Below are 15,322 nucleotides of genomic sequence, written 5' to 3' on the forward strand. Positions count from 1 at the left end.
CAGGAAAACTTTTTCACTTCCCCACCTCCCCATTCCCTACAAATTTCGCCGACGAAACTCAGCAGGCGTCAGACGCATGGGTTGTTCTGGGTTCCAAATGCCTTTGCCCATGAGTCTAGCCCATTGTTGGGCACGTTCTAAGCGCTGGTCATATTTATGGTTAGGCGATCGCCCGACAAATAACGCATATCCTTGTTCTATGACTTGTTCATTCAATAATTTTTCATCTCTCCACACATAAGCCAAAGTTCGCCCAATTGTATCTTTGGTTTCGACATCAAATTCTAGGGTGACGGGTTTTTCTAGATCACCAATTAACTGTTCTAGAGTTTGTCTGGCTTCGTCTCCCCAGGGGCTTTGACGCAAATCGGGTGCATCAATTCCCAATAATCGGACTCTAGAAATTAAATTTGGTTGTTCCCCTATGCCTAAAACTTCCAAACTTTGCCCACTTACCACCCGCGCCACTTTTACTTGAATCTGATTATCTACCGACTGATTATGGGCTTGACAACTTATTAACAGCAGCAAGCAACCTAAAATAGCTATTTTTCGCGCCCAGATAACTAAGCGCGGCGCCCAAAATTTCCTGTACACCGCTGCTGTAAACCAAATCTTACTCTTCATCTAACGGTAAACCCGCCTTAACTCTCCCTTTGGCAAAATAACGCCCAAACTGAAGTTCATAAACCTCATCCTCATCTTGTGTTTCTACCTCCAAGTCAGAACGGGCGTAACTGACACATAACAAGGCATAACCTTGACGGCGTAACTCTGGGGACAATCCCACCGCCTCTGGTTGATAAATTTCTCCAGACAACACTTTAACAGCACAAGTTGTACAAGCTCCATTACGACAGGAAAATGGCAGTTCCACCCCTTGTTGTTCGGCAGTGTGGAGAATATAACGGTCTTCTGGTACTGTGAGGTTGTATTCTTTATCGGTGGCGCGATCGCGGACTTTAATTGTGTATGTACGGGACATGATGATTTGGGATTCTGGATGGGAACTTTTAGCTTTAATCTAATATGTCTTTTGATATCTTTGCATTTTCTAGGATTCCATAGTACAATCGTAAATCGTGGCACCTGGAGAGGTGGCCGAGTGGTTGAAGGCGCAGACCTGGAAAGTCTGTTATGCGGAAACGTATACGAGGGTTCGAATCCCTCCCTCTCCGTTTTTAAACTGAATATTCAATGTATTCTTTGCAGCTAGGTCATCTGAGGTGGTAGAAAAGTACACAAACTCCGAAATTTCCTCTAAACACTGCCTGTGTCTGACATTAAGATATAAAGATTTTGCACAATGCGTCAGCATTTCCAGTAAAATTGCTGTATTCTAGTTTTTGCTGAGTAACTTTTTCAACAATAAACTTTATAATAGCTTTTTGCGGATCTCTCTAAAGATTCTTGAAACACTACATTAGTATCTTTCAGAATCGATGTTAAGATTTTCGTTTTTTCAATCTGTAGTTTTCCACCCATCCATATAAAGATGAAACTAATCAAAAAATCGGAAAAACTCCTCCTCGATAAAATAAAAACCTTAGAGGAAGAAGAAGAACAAAGTCTACAAGCGGATGCAGATACTTTGCATTCTCTAGAATCTCTACTAGAAGACAATCAACAATTGTATCTGGATAATCAAGAACTCAACTATATTCCATCCCGTGACAATCCCATCGTCCGGTCTGTTGGTAACTCAGGTTGGCAAGTTTCTGATATCTGGAAGGATGTGAGAGTAGATACTTTCTGTAGTTGATCAAATTGTTAAGTAATTAAATTAATTAAAATTAAAATACTCTCTTAGTACATAGTGAGTGTTTTAGTTGTCAAGATCAGGGTTTTAGTAACTAAAGCCCTTTTTTTGTTTGTCTTGGAATGTATTTATGCCCATCACCTAATGTGTCCTCAAAAGAATTTTTTTTAGGAATTTTTTGCTGCTCTGGTTTTTTTGGTGTTAGGATCTACCACTATAGATAGATTAAAAGTGCTGTAGCTGTGAAAAATAAGCCAAAACCAAGGATCGCTTTACTGCGTGAGAAAGCAGGGCTAACCCAGCTTCAATTGTCGCGTCTTGTGGGCGTCACTGAAAGCACTATCCAAAACTGGGAAAGCGGTAGGACTGGGACAGATCATATTGAAAGAATTATTAGGTTTTGTAAAGCCTTAAATTGTCAAGTTGATGACTTAATTGAGTACATGGGTGATGCATCAGAAAATTCCTTAACGGAACCAGGTTCATTAAATGAAATCCATCATTTGTTGGGTACAGAGAAACTAGCCACAGATCCACGAGCTGATAGTGAAGTTTCTCAACCGCGAGAAGCAAAAAGCAGTTAAAGTCTGAATTTATTCATGACAATCTTTAGCTAGGGAAATGACATTTCCTGAATGATGATCACTAGTCTGAAATTGCTGCCATAGACTATCAATAGTCACAAATTGATAGCCCTGATGTAACAATTGAGGAATTAACACTTGAATTGTGGCAGCAACATCCTGTCCACCATAAACTCCATCGTGCAAGACGATGAGTGAGCCATTTTGCACTTGTTTGAGAACACGTTGCACCACAGTCGCTACTCCTGGCCTTTCCCAGTCTACTGGTACAACACTCCACATTACTGGGCGGTAATTCCACTGAATAAATAATTGTAAGGTTTTAGGTGTAAAGAAACCATTGGGAGGACGGACATCACAGACTTGTGTGGGTAATAGGTCACAAGCCTGATAAATGGCAGCTTGAGTCTTTTCCAAACTGTCGCGCAGATCATGTGGAGTCAGCATGGGGAAAGAACGATGATCGTAACCATGCAATCCTATCCAGTGGCCGCGATCGCAGATGGCTTTGGCTATGTCTGGTGAACGGTTGACGCAAGCACCCAACCAAAAAAAACTAGCTGGAATATTGTAACGGTCTAAAACTTCCAGGACTTGGGGTGTGTATTCTGGATGGGGGCCATCATCAAATGTTAGAGCAATCTTTTTCACAGAGCGATCGCCATGCCACAAACATTTGGGAAAACTCGGTTGCAGAATCCGGTGTACAAATGGCAGAAAAGGAGCTATCTGCATAATTAAATGAATCCTACTAAGGAATATGAATTAAATAACATGCAAGTCTAGTTTTTCACCTCACCCTTGCCAATGAGAGGGGTTGGGGGTGAGGTTCTGTATTTTACTAAATCCACATTCCTAACCTCCAAAACCAGGAATTAGTCGTTTTAGGGCACGACCAGCAACTTCACCATAGCGTAATTCACCACAGAGGATTTTCCCCATAATGTGAGCGCCAGAGGGACGCTTCACACCCACTTGGTAACCAACATGGGGAAAGCGATAGAATGCGCCAGCTAATTTTTTTGCCCAAGCCATATCATTACCCCATTGTTCGTTGAGGGCTTCACTGTATTGTTCTAGGGCGTTGATGTCACCAGCCAGCGCTTGATTAACAAATTGTGCTGCTAGTAACCCGCTAAAAATAGATGGACGAATACCTTCTGCTGTCATCGGGTCAACTACACAAGCAGCTTCCCCAGCTAAAATAGCATTTTGCGTATGTAGTTTTTGATGACCATCCCATAAACAAATTGGATGACCGTATTGCTTGCCAATTTTGATATCTAGCCCAAAGGATTTAGCATATTCATCCACAATTTGCTTGAAGTTTTGGGCTTGACCACCAATAAATGTCCCCACGCCAATGGAATAACCATCAGCTTTGGGAAAGTTCCAAATGTAGCCGTTTTTGACTAAACCAAACTCCAAGTGCAATGTAGATTTGTCAGCTACCACAGTGGGAATTTCTGCCTCTAAAGCACCTGCTAGGCGGCGTTTGCGGTCTTGGAAGCCTAGCCATTTTGCCATTGGCCCTTTAGCACCATCAGCGGCGATTAAGTAGCGTCCTGTAACGGGGCCATTAACTGTGTCAACTTGCCAATAATCATTGTGAAACTCAATTCCCGTAACTTCTGTTTGCGCGCGGATTTCCGCTCCTTGCTTCTGGGCTTGCTCCACCAGAAAATTGTCGAAAACATCACGTCGCACCATCCATACTGGTTCCTGGGTGGAAATTGTCGCCTCTACGGGGTCGCCTAATTCCCAGGTGAAGCGCAGCGAATCCACTTTTGTCGAAATTGCGGGGCTAAAATCAAAGTCAAACCATTGAGCGATCGCTGGTGAAACACCACCACCACAGGGTTTATATCTGGGTAGGGATGCTTTTTCTAAAACTAAAACTGAGCGGCCTTTTTTGGCCAAATGATATGCTGCTGTACCACCAGCTGGCCCAGCACCCACAATGATGGTGTCGTACATAATGCCTGAATTTGTGTTCCTGAATTATTTGGTTTTTCGCAGACTTGATGGCACAATTTAAAAATTTTTTCTCAACATTTCCATCTGCAATACACAAAGGCTGAAGAATTTTGACATTACTCTTCAGCCTTTATATTTTGATACTACCCTACTCTATTTGCACAAGATACTGCCTTAGACTGTGGAAATGTCTTTTTCTTTTTCTGCCAGCAAATCGTCTATTTTGGCAGTGTACTTATTTGTCAGTTTTTGCAGTTCATCTTGTAGGTCTTTGGATTCATCTTCAGAAATTTCCGAAGCTTTTTCCTGCTTGCGAATCGAGTCTATGGCATCGCGGCGGATATTGCGAATAGCAACACGACCATCTTCAGCATACTTAGCTGCTAATTTGACAAATTCTTTCCGGCGATCGCTTGTTAAAGGCGGAATATTTAGCCGAATTACAGAACCGTCGTTATTGGGTGTTAAACCTACATCAGAAAGGGAAATCGCCTTTTCAACTGTGTTTAAACTGCCTTTATCGTAGGGCTGAATCAATATTGTCGTGGCATCTGGCGTACTAATATTCGCCAGAGATTTCAACGAAGTGGGTGAACCGTAATAGTCCACTAAAACTTTATCTAGCAAACTCGCATTGGCTCGACCCGTGCGAATGGTGTTAAAAGAACGTTGAGTTGCCTCAACAGTCTTTTGCATCGTACTCTCAGCTTCAGATAATTTCACAAGAACCTCCCACAAGGGTGCCGATGGATTCTCCCAATACTGCCCGGCGGACGTTACCTCGCACGGTTAAATCAAAAACCAGAATTGGGATATTATTTTCTTTACATAAGGCAATCGCTGTACTATCCATTACCCGCAAATCTTGAGCCAAAACGTGGGCGTAGGTGAGACTGGTATAACGTTTGGCGTCAGGATAAACATGGGGGTCAGCATCGTACACTCCGTCTACCTTGGTGGCTTTGAAAATCACCTCAGCATCGATTTCTGCGGCTCTTAAGGCCGCAGTGGTGTCAGTAGTAAAAAACGGATTTCCTGAACCAGCACCAAAAATTACCACCCGCCCTTTTTCAAGATGACGGATGGCGCGACGACGGATATACGGTTCCGCTAATTCTTGCATAGCGATCGCGGTTTGTACCCGCGTCTGTACCCCTATTCGTTCCAGCGAATCTTGTAGCGTCATGGCATTCATTACCGTGGCAATCATCCCTATGTAGTCAGCGGTGGCCCTGTCCATCCCCGCCGATGCCGCTTTAACGCCACGGAAAATATTGCCGCCTCCCACGACGATGGCTATTTGAACGCCAGTGGCTATCACCTCTGCTACTTCCTGCGCTATTTCTTTGACCACTTCTGGATCAATGCCATAGCCCATGTTGCCCATTAAGGCTTCACCGCTTAGTTTAAGTAAAACCCGTCGGTAATTCGTTCCCATGAAGTCACACTTTATCAAATAAGTTGCAATTGCCTCCAATTTAAGATAGCAGCACAGTGACTATCTATGTCTAGTTCCGCCAAATCAATGAAGTTCCTATAGGTTTGGTTTCAAAGAGGTTAATTGCTTGACCTTTGAATAGAGAGGCGATGGCATTTCGTAAATAATTTTCTCCCAAAAATGATGGATCTTGGGGATGATTATCGATTTGACCTTTGTATCTTAATATACCATTTTTATCTATTAAGAAAGCCATTGGTGTTTTACTAGCACCAAAACTGCGAGTCACATCTTGGGTTGAATCCCATAAATAAGGGAAGTTCAACTGGTGACGTTGGGCAAAAGCTTTCATATTTTCAAAACTTTCAGTCAGATTCTGAGTAGCACTGCTGCCATTGACACCAATTAGTGTAAAACTATCTGCGGCAAATTCCGCTTGAATTTTTTTGAGTCTATCTAAATACAAGCTGACATAAGGACAGTGGTTGCACATGGAAATCACACCAACTGCACAGAACCTCTCTAAATAACGGCTGAGATGGTGTACTTGATTGTCAATTCCAGGCAGCTCAAAATCTGGTGCATAGCTACCAATAGGGGTGTCAATTGTTTCTAGTATATTCATCTTCTATAGCCGGAAGGAACTAGGAACAAAAAAGTCTAGGTGAAATTTAGTACCACTTTTTTGCGTGCAAACCACATTTTAACCAATGCTTGATATGCCACAATTCTATAAATCGATTGCACAGCCGTAAATTGTGAAACTACTGAATCTACTACCGATGATAATTTTCATACACTTAGTTACCGCCTTCTCGTAGTAGATGACCTCCCAGAAAACCGCGATCTCATGGTACGAAGGGTTAATAAAATTGGTAAATCAATTTTATTAGGTGGGGAGTGGGGAGTAGAGGGGAAGACTTGGACTTGTACTACATCCCGGATTTCTCATTTTCTCCAGTCCCCAGTCTCCCTGGGATTTATGTTGAGATTTGTAAACATTTTTCCCCTATTTCGCTCCGGAAATTATGAATTAAAGCTACTCTTCGTAATATATAGAAATATTAAGTTAATGATTCTTAATAAAAAAATATTACTTAAAAAGGTAATACGGAGCCACAAAGTCTTTAGCTGTATGGATTTCCGGAAAAATAAAAACAATCTAAACCCAGTGAAATTGCTAGACAAACTCGTTAAGTATGTATTTATGTTACGAAGATGTTAGAGATTTCTCAGGTATATCCCTTGTATGTAAAGGATTTGAGGTTGATCTTATTCGTGTATCTTATTTATTCATAATTTGTAACAGATAAAAGGATCTATAGCATTGTATAAACATAATCTGGAGGGGTTAAAGCACAGACAAAAGTTAAACAAGGTAATCAATTCATCAGGTTTGCCTGATTCTCATAAATCACCCCAGATTCTCATAATTCCTAGTTCATCTAGTAGTAGGGAAATTTGAGACTAATGATGAGAAGCTGTTTGATACTCAAGTCTGTAATTTTAAACCATCCAAATTTGATAAAACATTGCCAGTTTTAATCCAGACATCTCTCAACTAAGGAATTAGGAGATTAGAGTCCATGACATTAGATGTATTTTCCAAGGTAGTTTCTCAAGCCGATGCTAGAGGCGAATTCCTCAGCAACGAACAACTAGATGCTTTAACAAAAGTTGTTAGCGAAGGTAACAAGCGCTTAGATGTTGTCAACCGCATCACCAGCAATGCTTCCGCTATTGTGACCAACGCTGCACGTAGCTTGTTTGAAGAACAACCCAACTTGATTGCTCCTGGTGGTAACGCTTACACCAACCGTCGTATGGCTGCTTGCCTACGCGACATGGAAATCATTTTACGCTACGTTACCTATGCTGCATTGGCTGGTGACGCTAGTGTACTAGATGATCGTTGTTTGAATGGTCTGCGTGAAACCTACCAAGCTTTGGGTACTCCTGGTTCCTCTGTAGCTGTTGGCGTTCAAAAAATGAAGGATGCAGCAGTCTCTATTGTTAACGATCCTAACGGAATCAGCAAAGGTGACTGTAGCTCACTAGTTTCTGAATTGGCTAGCTACTTTGATCGTGCTGCTGCTGCTGTTGCCTAACAAGCAAAAATAGCCGAGAGTCTAAGCCAAAAATTAGCTCTCCAAGCAAAACATTGAAGAAATAACTAAGGAGATACTGAACTATGAAGACACCAATTACCGAAGCAATTGCAGCTGCTGATACCCAAGGACGCTTTTTGAGCAACACTGAACTTCAAGCTGTTAATGGTCGTTTTGTACGTGCTATTGCCAGCATGGAAGCTGCTCGTGGTTTGACAGCAAACGCTCAAAAACTGATTGATGGCGCTACCCAAGCTGTTTACCAAAAATACCCCTACACCACCCAAACATCAGGCGCACAATTTGCTGCTGATAGCCGTGGTAAATCTAAGTGTGCTCGTGACGTCGGTCACTACCTCCGCATCATTACTTACAGCTTAGTTGCTGGTGGTACAGGCCCCTTGGATGAATACTTAATTGCTGGTTTGGCTGAAATCAACAGTGCATTTGATTTGTCTCCCAGCTGGTACGTAGAAGCATTGAAGCACATCAAATCTAATCATGGTTTGAGTGGTCAAGCTGCTAACGAAGCTAACACCTACATTGACTATGCAATTAACGCTCTCAGCTAGATAGCGTTTGCCCGGAGAGGGATGCAAGTGCTGGATGTAGTCACCTAGCAGTTGGATCTCGCCCCGGGCATTGTTTTTATGTAGGGATAAATAAAAAGCTTTTAGCAAGGCTATGCAGTCGGCAACAGCCGCAGTGCAAATAAATAGGGGAAAATAAAAATGGCGATTACAACAGCTGCATCCAGATTAGGAACAGAAGCTTTTAGTCAAGTAAGTAGAGTTGAACTTCGCCCCAACGCTAGCCGAGAAGAAGTCGAAGCAGTGATCAAAGCCGTTTATCGGCAAGTCTTAGGTAATGACTATTTGATGGCTTCAGAACGTCTCGTCAGCGCCGAATCACTCCTGCGGGATGGCAACCTGACAGTGCGGGAGTTCGTGCGTAGCGTTGCTCAATCAGAACTCTACAAAACTAAGTTTTTTTACAACAATTTCCAAACTCGATTAATAGAACTCAACTACAAGCATTTGTTGGGTCGTGCGCCTTATGATGAGTCGGAAGTTGTTTACCACTTAGATTTATATCATAACCAAGGCTACGATGCCGAAATCAACTCCTACATTGATTCTGTAGAGTACCAAAACAACTTCGGCGATAACGTTGTGCCTTATTATCGAGGCTTTAGCAATCAGCCAGGACAAAAAACTGTAGGCTTTAATCGGATCTTCCAGTTGTACCGAGGTTATGCCAATAGCGATAGCGCCCAAGTAGGGGGAAAAAAATCCCGTTTAGCGCAGGAGCTAGCTAGCAACACAGCTTCGTCAATTATCGGGCCATCAGGTAGCAACGATAATTGGAGTTTCCGAGCGTCATCTGATGTCGCGCCGAAGAAGAATTTAGGTAATGCTGTGGGTAAAGGCGATCGCACTTACCGCATCGAAGTCACCGGCATCCGCAATCCTGGTTATCCCAGTGTGCGTCGTAGCAGTACAGTGTTTATTGTACCTTACGAGCGGTTATCAGACAAAATCCAGCAAATTCATCGAGTAGGCGGCAAAATTGCCAGCGTTACACCAGCATAAGCAATGGTTCGGTGGTGAGTAGTTAGTAGCTTTAAGTCTTGGTCAAGCAAGTGGCAACTGACAACTAATAATCAGTCACAATCAAACAGTAGAGGAGATATAGAAGTAATGTTCGGTCAAACCACACTTGGTGCCGGTAGCGCTTCCTCATCTGCAAGCCGAGTTTTTCGTTACGAAGTCGTAGGCTTGCGGCAAAACTCAGAAACCGACAAAAATAAATTCAGCATCCGTCGCAGTGGTAGTGTGTTCATCACAGTGCCATACAATCGCATGAATGACGAAATGCAGCGGATTAACCGTCTAGGTGGCAAAATCGTTAATATTGAGCCATTGAGCGCGGAAGAAGCAGAAAATTAACTTCCTGGCAATGATAGAACCCAGTGCGGAAGAATATTCAGCAGATAATGCGTTACAGCTAACACCAGAGCTAGCGATCGCTAACCTGCAATCATCAGATTTGAGTCTCCGCTATTATGCAGCTTGGTGGCTAGGAAAGTTTCGAGTTAGTCACCCTGCTGCTGTAAATGCCTTAATTGCTGCCTTAGAGGATGAAGCCGACAGAACAGAACTGGGGGGTTATCCTTTACGACGCAATGCAGCCAGAGCACTGGGGAAATTGGGAGATGCTACAGCCGTACCAGGTTTAATCAAGTGCTTGGAATGTCCTGACTTTTATGTACGAGAAGCAGCAGCCCAGTCCCTGCAAATGTTGGGTGATCAAACTGCGGCACCAGCACTCATGAAAATGCTAGATGGGGGTATCGCACAGGCCGTGCAAGTACCAGGATGCCCCCATCTGACCCAGCCCTATGAAGCGGTATTAGAAGCCTTAGGTGCTTTTGGTGACACTAAGGCGATTTCTCTGATTGAACCGTTTTTAGAGCATGAAATCCCCCGCATCCAGTGTGCCGCAGCCAGAGCAATGTACCAACTGACATCTAACCCTACCTATGGGGAACGGTTAGTGAAAATGTTGGATATTGGCGATCTCAAATTGCGTCGTGTGGCTTTGGGAGATTTGGGCGCCATCGGCTATATGGCAGCAGCAGAGGCGATCGCTAATGCCAAAGCAGAAAATAGCTTCAAACTCATAGCCCTGAAAGGATTGTTAGAGCATCAACTCACAGAAGAGTTAGATGCCTTGTCTGTTTCTGATGATGCCATCAGGGTCATGAACTTGATGGATTCACTGTTGTAGTCATTAATAATTCGTAGTTAGTAATTCTTAATTCGTTACGGGCTACGAATTATCAATTACGAATTGGAGCGAAGCGACTTGACTGATGAACTAATCCGTGCCGTCGCCCTGGCAGACACACCAGAAAAAATGGTAACGGCAGTGCAAAATTTGGCAGCCACAAAAGATGTAGCAGCCATTCCCACCTTAATAGCGGTGTTTGGTTATAACAACCCAGCGGCCGCAACCTTGGCAGTGGCGGCATTGACAGAATTGGGAGAAATAGCAGTGCCACAATTGCTAACCCAAATTGATGATTATAACTATGGGGCACGGGCTTATTCGATTCGTACTTTAGCGGCGATCGCAGACCCCCGTGCTTTAGATGTTTTAATCACAGCCGCAGCTACAGATTTTGCCCCTAGTGTCCGTCGCGCCGCTGCTAAGGGATTGGGCAACTTACACTGGCATCAACTCAAATTTCCCGAAAGCCACACTGCACCTAAAAAGGCTTTGGAAACTTTACTGTTGATTTCTCAAGACTCAGAATGGTCAATCCGTTATGCCGCTGTTGTCGGTTTACAGTCCTTGGCGAAAGTACCTGATTTGCAGGAACCCATCCAAACTAGACTCAAACAAATGCTGGCTACTGATGTCGAAAAGTCGATTCGCGCCCGTGTCCAGCTAGCTAGTAGCTAATAATTTGAACTTACTACCATAAAACAAGGCAAAAGTCAATATGTCAATACCACTGCTCAATTATTCTCCTACCACGCAAAATCAGCGTGTAGATGGTTACGAAGTACCTAACGAAGATACACCGATCATGTATCGGTTAGCATCTGCTACCTCAGATACAGACATTGATGCCATTATTTGGGCAGCATATCGGCAAATCTTTAGCGAACACTTAATAATTGAGAGCAACCGCCAATCCTTTTTAGAATCTCAACTACGAAATCGGGCCATCAACGTCCGAGATTTTATCCGTGGATTAGGCAAATCTGAAGTTTACCGCACACAAGTAGCAGACCTCAACTCCAATTACCGCCTAGTTGACATCACCTTAAAGCGGTTCTTGGGACGCGCCGCTTACAACAAAGAAGAAGAAATTGCTTGGTCAATTGTCATTGCTACTAAGGGATTGCACGGTTTCATCGATGCCTTATTGGACAGTGATGAATACCTGGAAAACTTTAACGATGACATTGTACCTTTCCAACGCCGTCGTTTTAAAGGCAGACCCTTTAACTTAGTTAACCCCCGGTACAATTCCTACTGGCGCGATCGCCAAACCATGCAAGCCTTCGGTGGTCGTTCCTTCTACAATGCTCGTACCACTGGTTATTTAAGTAAAGAAGATATTCGTCGGGTAATTCCTGCCAATTTCATGGATATGGCGGGAAAAATGATTACTAGTGAACGCAACTACCAGCGCACAGTAGCTTCAGTCACCTCTCAAATCAAAAATATAGAAATTCCCGACAACTCCCGCGAAATTGGTACCCCACAACCAACCGTCAAACCTGTAGCTGTGTCCCTACCTTATCGTTATATTCCGGGAATCAAGACCAACTAAAAAATTAAGTCGTTTCCATGACCTAAAACAACTCACCACAACAAATTAACCATGACAATCCCTTTATTAGAATACAAACCCAGTTCCCAAAACCAACGCGTTCCTGGCTACGAAGTACCTAACGAAGATACACCCAGAATTTACCGCATCGAAGACTATGCTTATGATGGTGAAGTCCAAGAATTAATTTGGGCAGCCTATCGGCAAGTTTTTAGCGAACATGAAATCCTGAAATTCTATCGCCAAAGTAACTTAGAATCTCAGGTGAAGAATCGAGCCATTACCGTGCGCGACTTTATCCGGGGTCTGGCTAAATCCGAGTCCTTCCGGAATTTAGTGGTACAAACTAACTCTAACTATCGCCTGGTAGAAATTGCTCTCAAACGGCTTTTAGGTCGGACATCTTATAACAAAGATGAAGAAATTGCTTGGTCAATCAAAATAGCTACTCTCGGATGGGATGGTTTTGTTGATGCCTTGATAGACTCTCAAGAATATCAAACCAACTTTGGTGAGAACATCGTTCCCTACCAACGACGACGCTACAAAGATAGACCTTTTAATTTGGTGACACCTCGTTATGGTGACTACTGGCGCGACAAGTTAGAAGATGCACGCTATATAGAAGGCGACATCAAGAATTTCTGGGAATTAGCTGGTTCCATGTCAATCAGAACCGTGACCTACACACCAGTGAACTTGGCAAACATCCAAATTCCCGATACGACCAGAGAAAGTACACCACAAGGAATCCCTCTTTCCATCAATTCCAGTGCCAATTTTCCGGTGCGGTAATTTGAAAAACCAGGAAAGTTAAATAACATAATGCGGGAGAATAAATAAAGCACGAATGAAGGTTTTGAATTATTCAACCTCCTTCAATTTTCCGAGCTAGCTTTTTGTTTAATTTGTTAATAAGAGGAAGAACGCAGCATGACCCTGCCTTTACTTCAATACAAACCAAGTAGTCAAAATCATCGAGTCAGTAGCTTTGGTGTAGCTGACCAAAATGAAGATACACCATATATCTACCGCGTCGAAGATGTCAGTTCTTACACTGATATTCAAAGCATCATTTGGGCTGCCTATCGCCAACTTTTCAGTGAACATGAGATTCTGAAATTTAATCGTCAAAAAACTCTAGAATCTCAACTCAAAACTGGCTCATTATCAGTGCGGGACTTCATCCGCGGTTTAGCCCAATCTGAAGCCTTCTATCGTTTAGTTGTCTCTGTCAACAACAACTACCGTTTAGTAGACATTACCCTCAAGCGCTTATTAGGTCGTTCGTCTTATAACAAAGAAGAACAAATCGCTTGGTCAATTGTCATTGGTACTAAAGGTTTTAGCGGCTTCGTTGATGCCATAGTAGACAGCGAAGAATACACCCAAAGCTTTGGCGATAACATCGTTCCCTACCAACGCAAACGTTTAGAAGGTCGTCCCTACAACTTGGTAACCCCCCGCTACGGCGAAGACTTCCAAGAAAGAGAAGGCACCGTTCAAACCGATTGGCGCATTACTTTGGAGAAGTTCTACACTCGCAAGTTCCAAGACAAAAGACTTGCCGAAGGCGATCCTCGCAAATATGCAAATATGGCAGCATCAGTCGGTAGTCAAGGCAACTACGCGCAAAGACTCTCTGCATTTGATATTGATTATCTGAGTGCAGTACCTTACCGCGGTGGTAGCAGACGCTAAAATTTAATATCTGATTGAGTGCAATTTTATACTGGGTCTGGTTTTTGCGTTAATGTAACGACGGGTTTACAGATTTTCTGTTAGCTAGTCATTATGTTAAGTGGGAACTAGACCCAGTAGCTTTTTGGGTGCTTGATGAATCGCCGCCAAAGCGCAAGTAACAAACGAGTGCAGTCATAGCATCTAGCCTTTATTTTTAATTTTGGTAAATTAAGTTGACTTTTTGTAACAATTTTGTTAAATTTATTTACATAAGTTAGCAAAACAACTCAAACCATATAGACAAATCTTAAATATCGCTTCTGAGTATTGATGTATCTAAATCGTCATTCTTACTTCTCCTAATCATGAACCTCGGTTGCCAAGCCGAGGTTTTTTGTTTGGTATGGCAGTTATCAGGTATATTTAGCGAAAAATTTCGGCAAAAAATTGCTTCATGGCTTGCCACGATCGCTTGGCAACAACTTCGTTATACAGTGATTGTGGAGGATTATTGGCTTCTGGGTTAGTGAAGCTATGTACTGCACCACCATAAGAGACTAATTGCCAATCTACATTGGCTGCTCGCATTTCACTGGCAAATGCTTGCACTTGTTCATCTGGCACGAGAGGATCATCCGCACCATGTAAGACTAATACTTTAGCGTTGATGTTATTAGCATCCTTGGGGTTAGGGGTATCCAGGTTACCGTGGAAACTAACCACACCGCCAATATTGGCACCGCTACGGGCTAGTTCTAAGACAGCACCGCCACCAAAGCAGTAACCAATGGCTGCAATGCGTTTGACATCAGTTAACGAATTTTGTTGCAAAACTTTTAAGCCCGCGTTGGTGCGATCGCGCAATAATTGTCTATCCTGACGATAAATTGATGCTTGTTTGCCTGACTCTTCGGGGTTTTGGGGTCTAATCCCTTTACCGTAGATATCAGCAGCAAAGGCTACATAACCTAGTTTCGCTAATTCTTCAGTACGTTTTTTGACATAGGACTGTAATCCGTTCCATTCATGCACTACTAACACACCGGGACGCTGACCCTTGATGGTGTCGTCATATGCCAAATAACCTTCTAAAACTGTATTACCGTGTTTATACTCAACAGTTCTAGTTTGAATAGCTGCCAGCACTTGTGTAGAAGTTAACGACATAACTACAGGCGCAAACAAAACAGGAAGCAGTAATTTCATATCCAAAGCACTCAGTAAAACAGTGATTTGCATTGATTATCCCTGGAAACTTACCCCTGACTGTATAATTTACCCGACAATGTTCTTTGATTTTTTGGTAAAGTTCATCAGGCTTTGTTGATAATGGGAAAATAAAAGTTACTTTTTCCTGACATTACGGTATTCTGCCACAGCTAAATACGGCTGCGATCGCTACATTAGAAGAAGCAGATACATAAA

The 15,322-nt window shown here is 42.9% G+C and carries 19 protein-coding genes and 1 tRNA gene; 12 read left to right on the forward strand and 8 right to left on the reverse strand.

Features of this window, described 5'->3' with window-relative positions:
- Positions 1–36: 36 nt before the first annotated feature.
- Both ACM0OT_RS04510 and ACM0OT_RS04515 read right to left on the reverse strand, forming a co-directional pair.
- Positions 37–627, reverse strand: a complete 591-nt coding sequence (locus tag ACM0OT_RS04510; RefSeq protein WP_414563111.1) for a thermonuclease family protein — start codon at positions 625–627, stop codon at positions 37–39.
- On the reverse strand, positions 617–985 hold the full coding sequence (locus ACM0OT_RS04515) for a 2Fe-2S iron-sulfur cluster-binding protein (RefSeq protein ID WP_414563112.1): 369 nt from the start codon (positions 983–985) through the stop codon (positions 617–619). Before ACM0OT_RS04515 ends, ACM0OT_RS04510 begins: the two co-directional genes overlap by 11 nt.
- Positions 986–1,091: 106 nt before the next feature.
- Here ACM0OT_RS04515 and ACM0OT_RS04520 point away from each other — a divergent pair.
- From ACM0OT_RS04520 to ACM0OT_RS04530, 3 genes are all read left to right on the forward strand, one after another.
- Positions 1,092–1,178 (forward strand) — tRNA-Ser (locus tag ACM0OT_RS04520).
- Between the two features lie 317 nt (positions 1,179–1,495).
- Positions 1,496–1,762: a hypothetical protein gene (locus ACM0OT_RS04525; protein ID WP_414563113.1), complete on the forward strand. Its 267-nt coding sequence runs from the start codon at positions 1,496–1,498 to the stop codon at positions 1,760–1,762.
- Between the two features lie 239 nt (positions 1,763–2,001).
- Positions 2,002–2,343, forward strand: coding sequence for a helix-turn-helix transcriptional regulator (locus ACM0OT_RS04530; protein WP_414563114.1), 342 nt, complete (start codon positions 2,002–2,004; stop codon positions 2,341–2,343).
- A 9-nt stretch (positions 2,344–2,352) separates the two neighbouring features.
- On the opposite strand, the gene ACM0OT_RS04535 is transcribed toward ACM0OT_RS04530, so the two are convergent.
- The 5 genes from ACM0OT_RS04535 to ACM0OT_RS04555 form a co-directional block, all read right to left on the reverse strand.
- Positions 2,353–3,078: a polysaccharide deacetylase family protein gene (locus tag ACM0OT_RS04535; protein WP_414563116.1), complete on the reverse strand. Its 726-nt coding sequence runs from the start codon at positions 3,076–3,078 to the stop codon at positions 2,353–2,355.
- A 120-nt stretch (positions 3,079–3,198) separates the two neighbouring features.
- Entirely contained in the window at positions 3,199–4,320 is a 1,122-nt protein-coding gene (locus ACM0OT_RS04540) for a geranylgeranyl reductase family protein (protein WP_414563118.1), read from the reverse strand.
- 174 nt (positions 4,321–4,494) lie between these two features.
- Entirely contained in the window at positions 4,495–5,043 is a 549-nt protein-coding gene (frr, locus tag ACM0OT_RS04545) for a ribosome recycling factor (RefSeq protein WP_414544707.1), read from the reverse strand.
- Entirely contained in the window at positions 5,030–5,758 is a 729-nt protein-coding gene (gene pyrH, locus ACM0OT_RS04550; protein ID WP_414544708.1) for a UMP kinase, read from the reverse strand. Before pyrH ends, frr begins: the two co-directional genes overlap by 14 nt.
- Before the next feature lie 70 nt (positions 5,759–5,828).
- On the reverse strand, positions 5,829–6,383 hold the full coding sequence (locus ACM0OT_RS04555; RefSeq protein WP_414563120.1) for a thioredoxin family protein: 555 nt from the start codon (positions 6,381–6,383) through the stop codon (positions 5,829–5,831).
- 961 nt (positions 6,384–7,344) lie between these two features.
- Between ACM0OT_RS04555 and ACM0OT_RS04560 the strand changes: the two genes are divergently transcribed.
- From ACM0OT_RS04560 to ACM0OT_RS04600, 9 genes are all read left to right on the forward strand, one after another.
- The gene (locus ACM0OT_RS04560; RefSeq protein ID WP_414544710.1) at positions 7,345–7,866 is read left to right on the forward strand and encodes a phycocyanin subunit beta; all 522 of its coding nucleotides are present in this window, start codon (positions 7,345–7,347) and stop codon (positions 7,864–7,866) included.
- Between the two features lie 83 nt (positions 7,867–7,949).
- Complete coding sequence (gene cpcA, locus ACM0OT_RS04565; RefSeq protein ID WP_414544711.1) at positions 7,950–8,438, forward strand: phycocyanin subunit alpha; 489 nt, start codon at positions 7,950–7,952, stop codon at positions 8,436–8,438.
- A 159-nt stretch (positions 8,439–8,597) separates the two neighbouring features.
- Positions 8,598–9,458 carry a phycobilisome rod-core linker polypeptide gene (locus ACM0OT_RS04570; protein WP_414544712.1) on the forward strand — a complete coding sequence of 287 codons (861 nt, stop codon included), beginning with the start codon at positions 8,598–8,600 and terminating at the stop codon, positions 9,456–9,458.
- A 108-nt stretch (positions 9,459–9,566) separates the two neighbouring features.
- A complete protein-coding gene (locus ACM0OT_RS04575) occupies positions 9,567–9,815 on the forward strand; it encodes a phycobilisome linker polypeptide (protein ID WP_414544713.1) in 249 nt (82 codons plus the stop codon).
- 10 nt (positions 9,816–9,825) lie between these two features.
- A complete protein-coding gene (locus tag ACM0OT_RS04580) occupies positions 9,826–10,656 on the forward strand; it encodes a HEAT repeat domain-containing protein (RefSeq protein ID WP_414563124.1) in 831 nt (276 codons plus the stop codon).
- Positions 10,657–10,734: 78 nt separating this feature from the next.
- Positions 10,735–11,334 (forward strand): HEAT repeat domain-containing protein, encoded by a 600-nt coding sequence (locus ACM0OT_RS04585; protein WP_414563125.1) that lies wholly within the window; start codon positions 10,735–10,737, stop codon positions 11,332–11,334.
- A gap of 40 nt (positions 11,335–11,374) precedes the next feature.
- Positions 11,375–12,214: a phycobilisome rod-core linker polypeptide gene (locus ACM0OT_RS04590; RefSeq protein ID WP_414563126.1), complete on the forward strand. Its 840-nt coding sequence runs from the start codon at positions 11,375–11,377 to the stop codon at positions 12,212–12,214.
- 51 nt (positions 12,215–12,265) lie between these two features.
- The gene (locus ACM0OT_RS04595; protein WP_414563128.1) at positions 12,266–13,009 is read left to right on the forward strand and encodes a phycobilisome rod-core linker polypeptide; all 744 of its coding nucleotides are present in this window, start codon (positions 12,266–12,268) and stop codon (positions 13,007–13,009) included.
- A 138-nt stretch (positions 13,010–13,147) separates the two neighbouring features.
- Positions 13,148–13,915, forward strand: a complete 768-nt coding sequence (locus ACM0OT_RS04600) for a phycobilisome rod-core linker polypeptide (protein ID WP_414563130.1) — start codon at positions 13,148–13,150, stop codon at positions 13,913–13,915.
- Between the two features lie 405 nt (positions 13,916–14,320).
- Here the strand turns inward: ACM0OT_RS04600 and ACM0OT_RS04605 are convergent, their stop codons facing one another.
- Positions 14,321–15,103, reverse strand: coding sequence for a dienelactone hydrolase family protein (locus tag ACM0OT_RS04605; RefSeq protein ID WP_414563414.1), 783 nt, complete (start codon positions 15,101–15,103; stop codon positions 14,321–14,323).
- Positions 15,104–15,322: the final 219 nt, after the last annotated feature.

Origin of the sequence: Anabaena sp. CCY 9613, from assembly GCF_963920895.1 — a bacterium.
Taxonomy (GTDB): Bacteria; Cyanobacteriota; Cyanobacteriia; order Cyanobacteriales; family Nostocaceae; genus Cyanocohniella.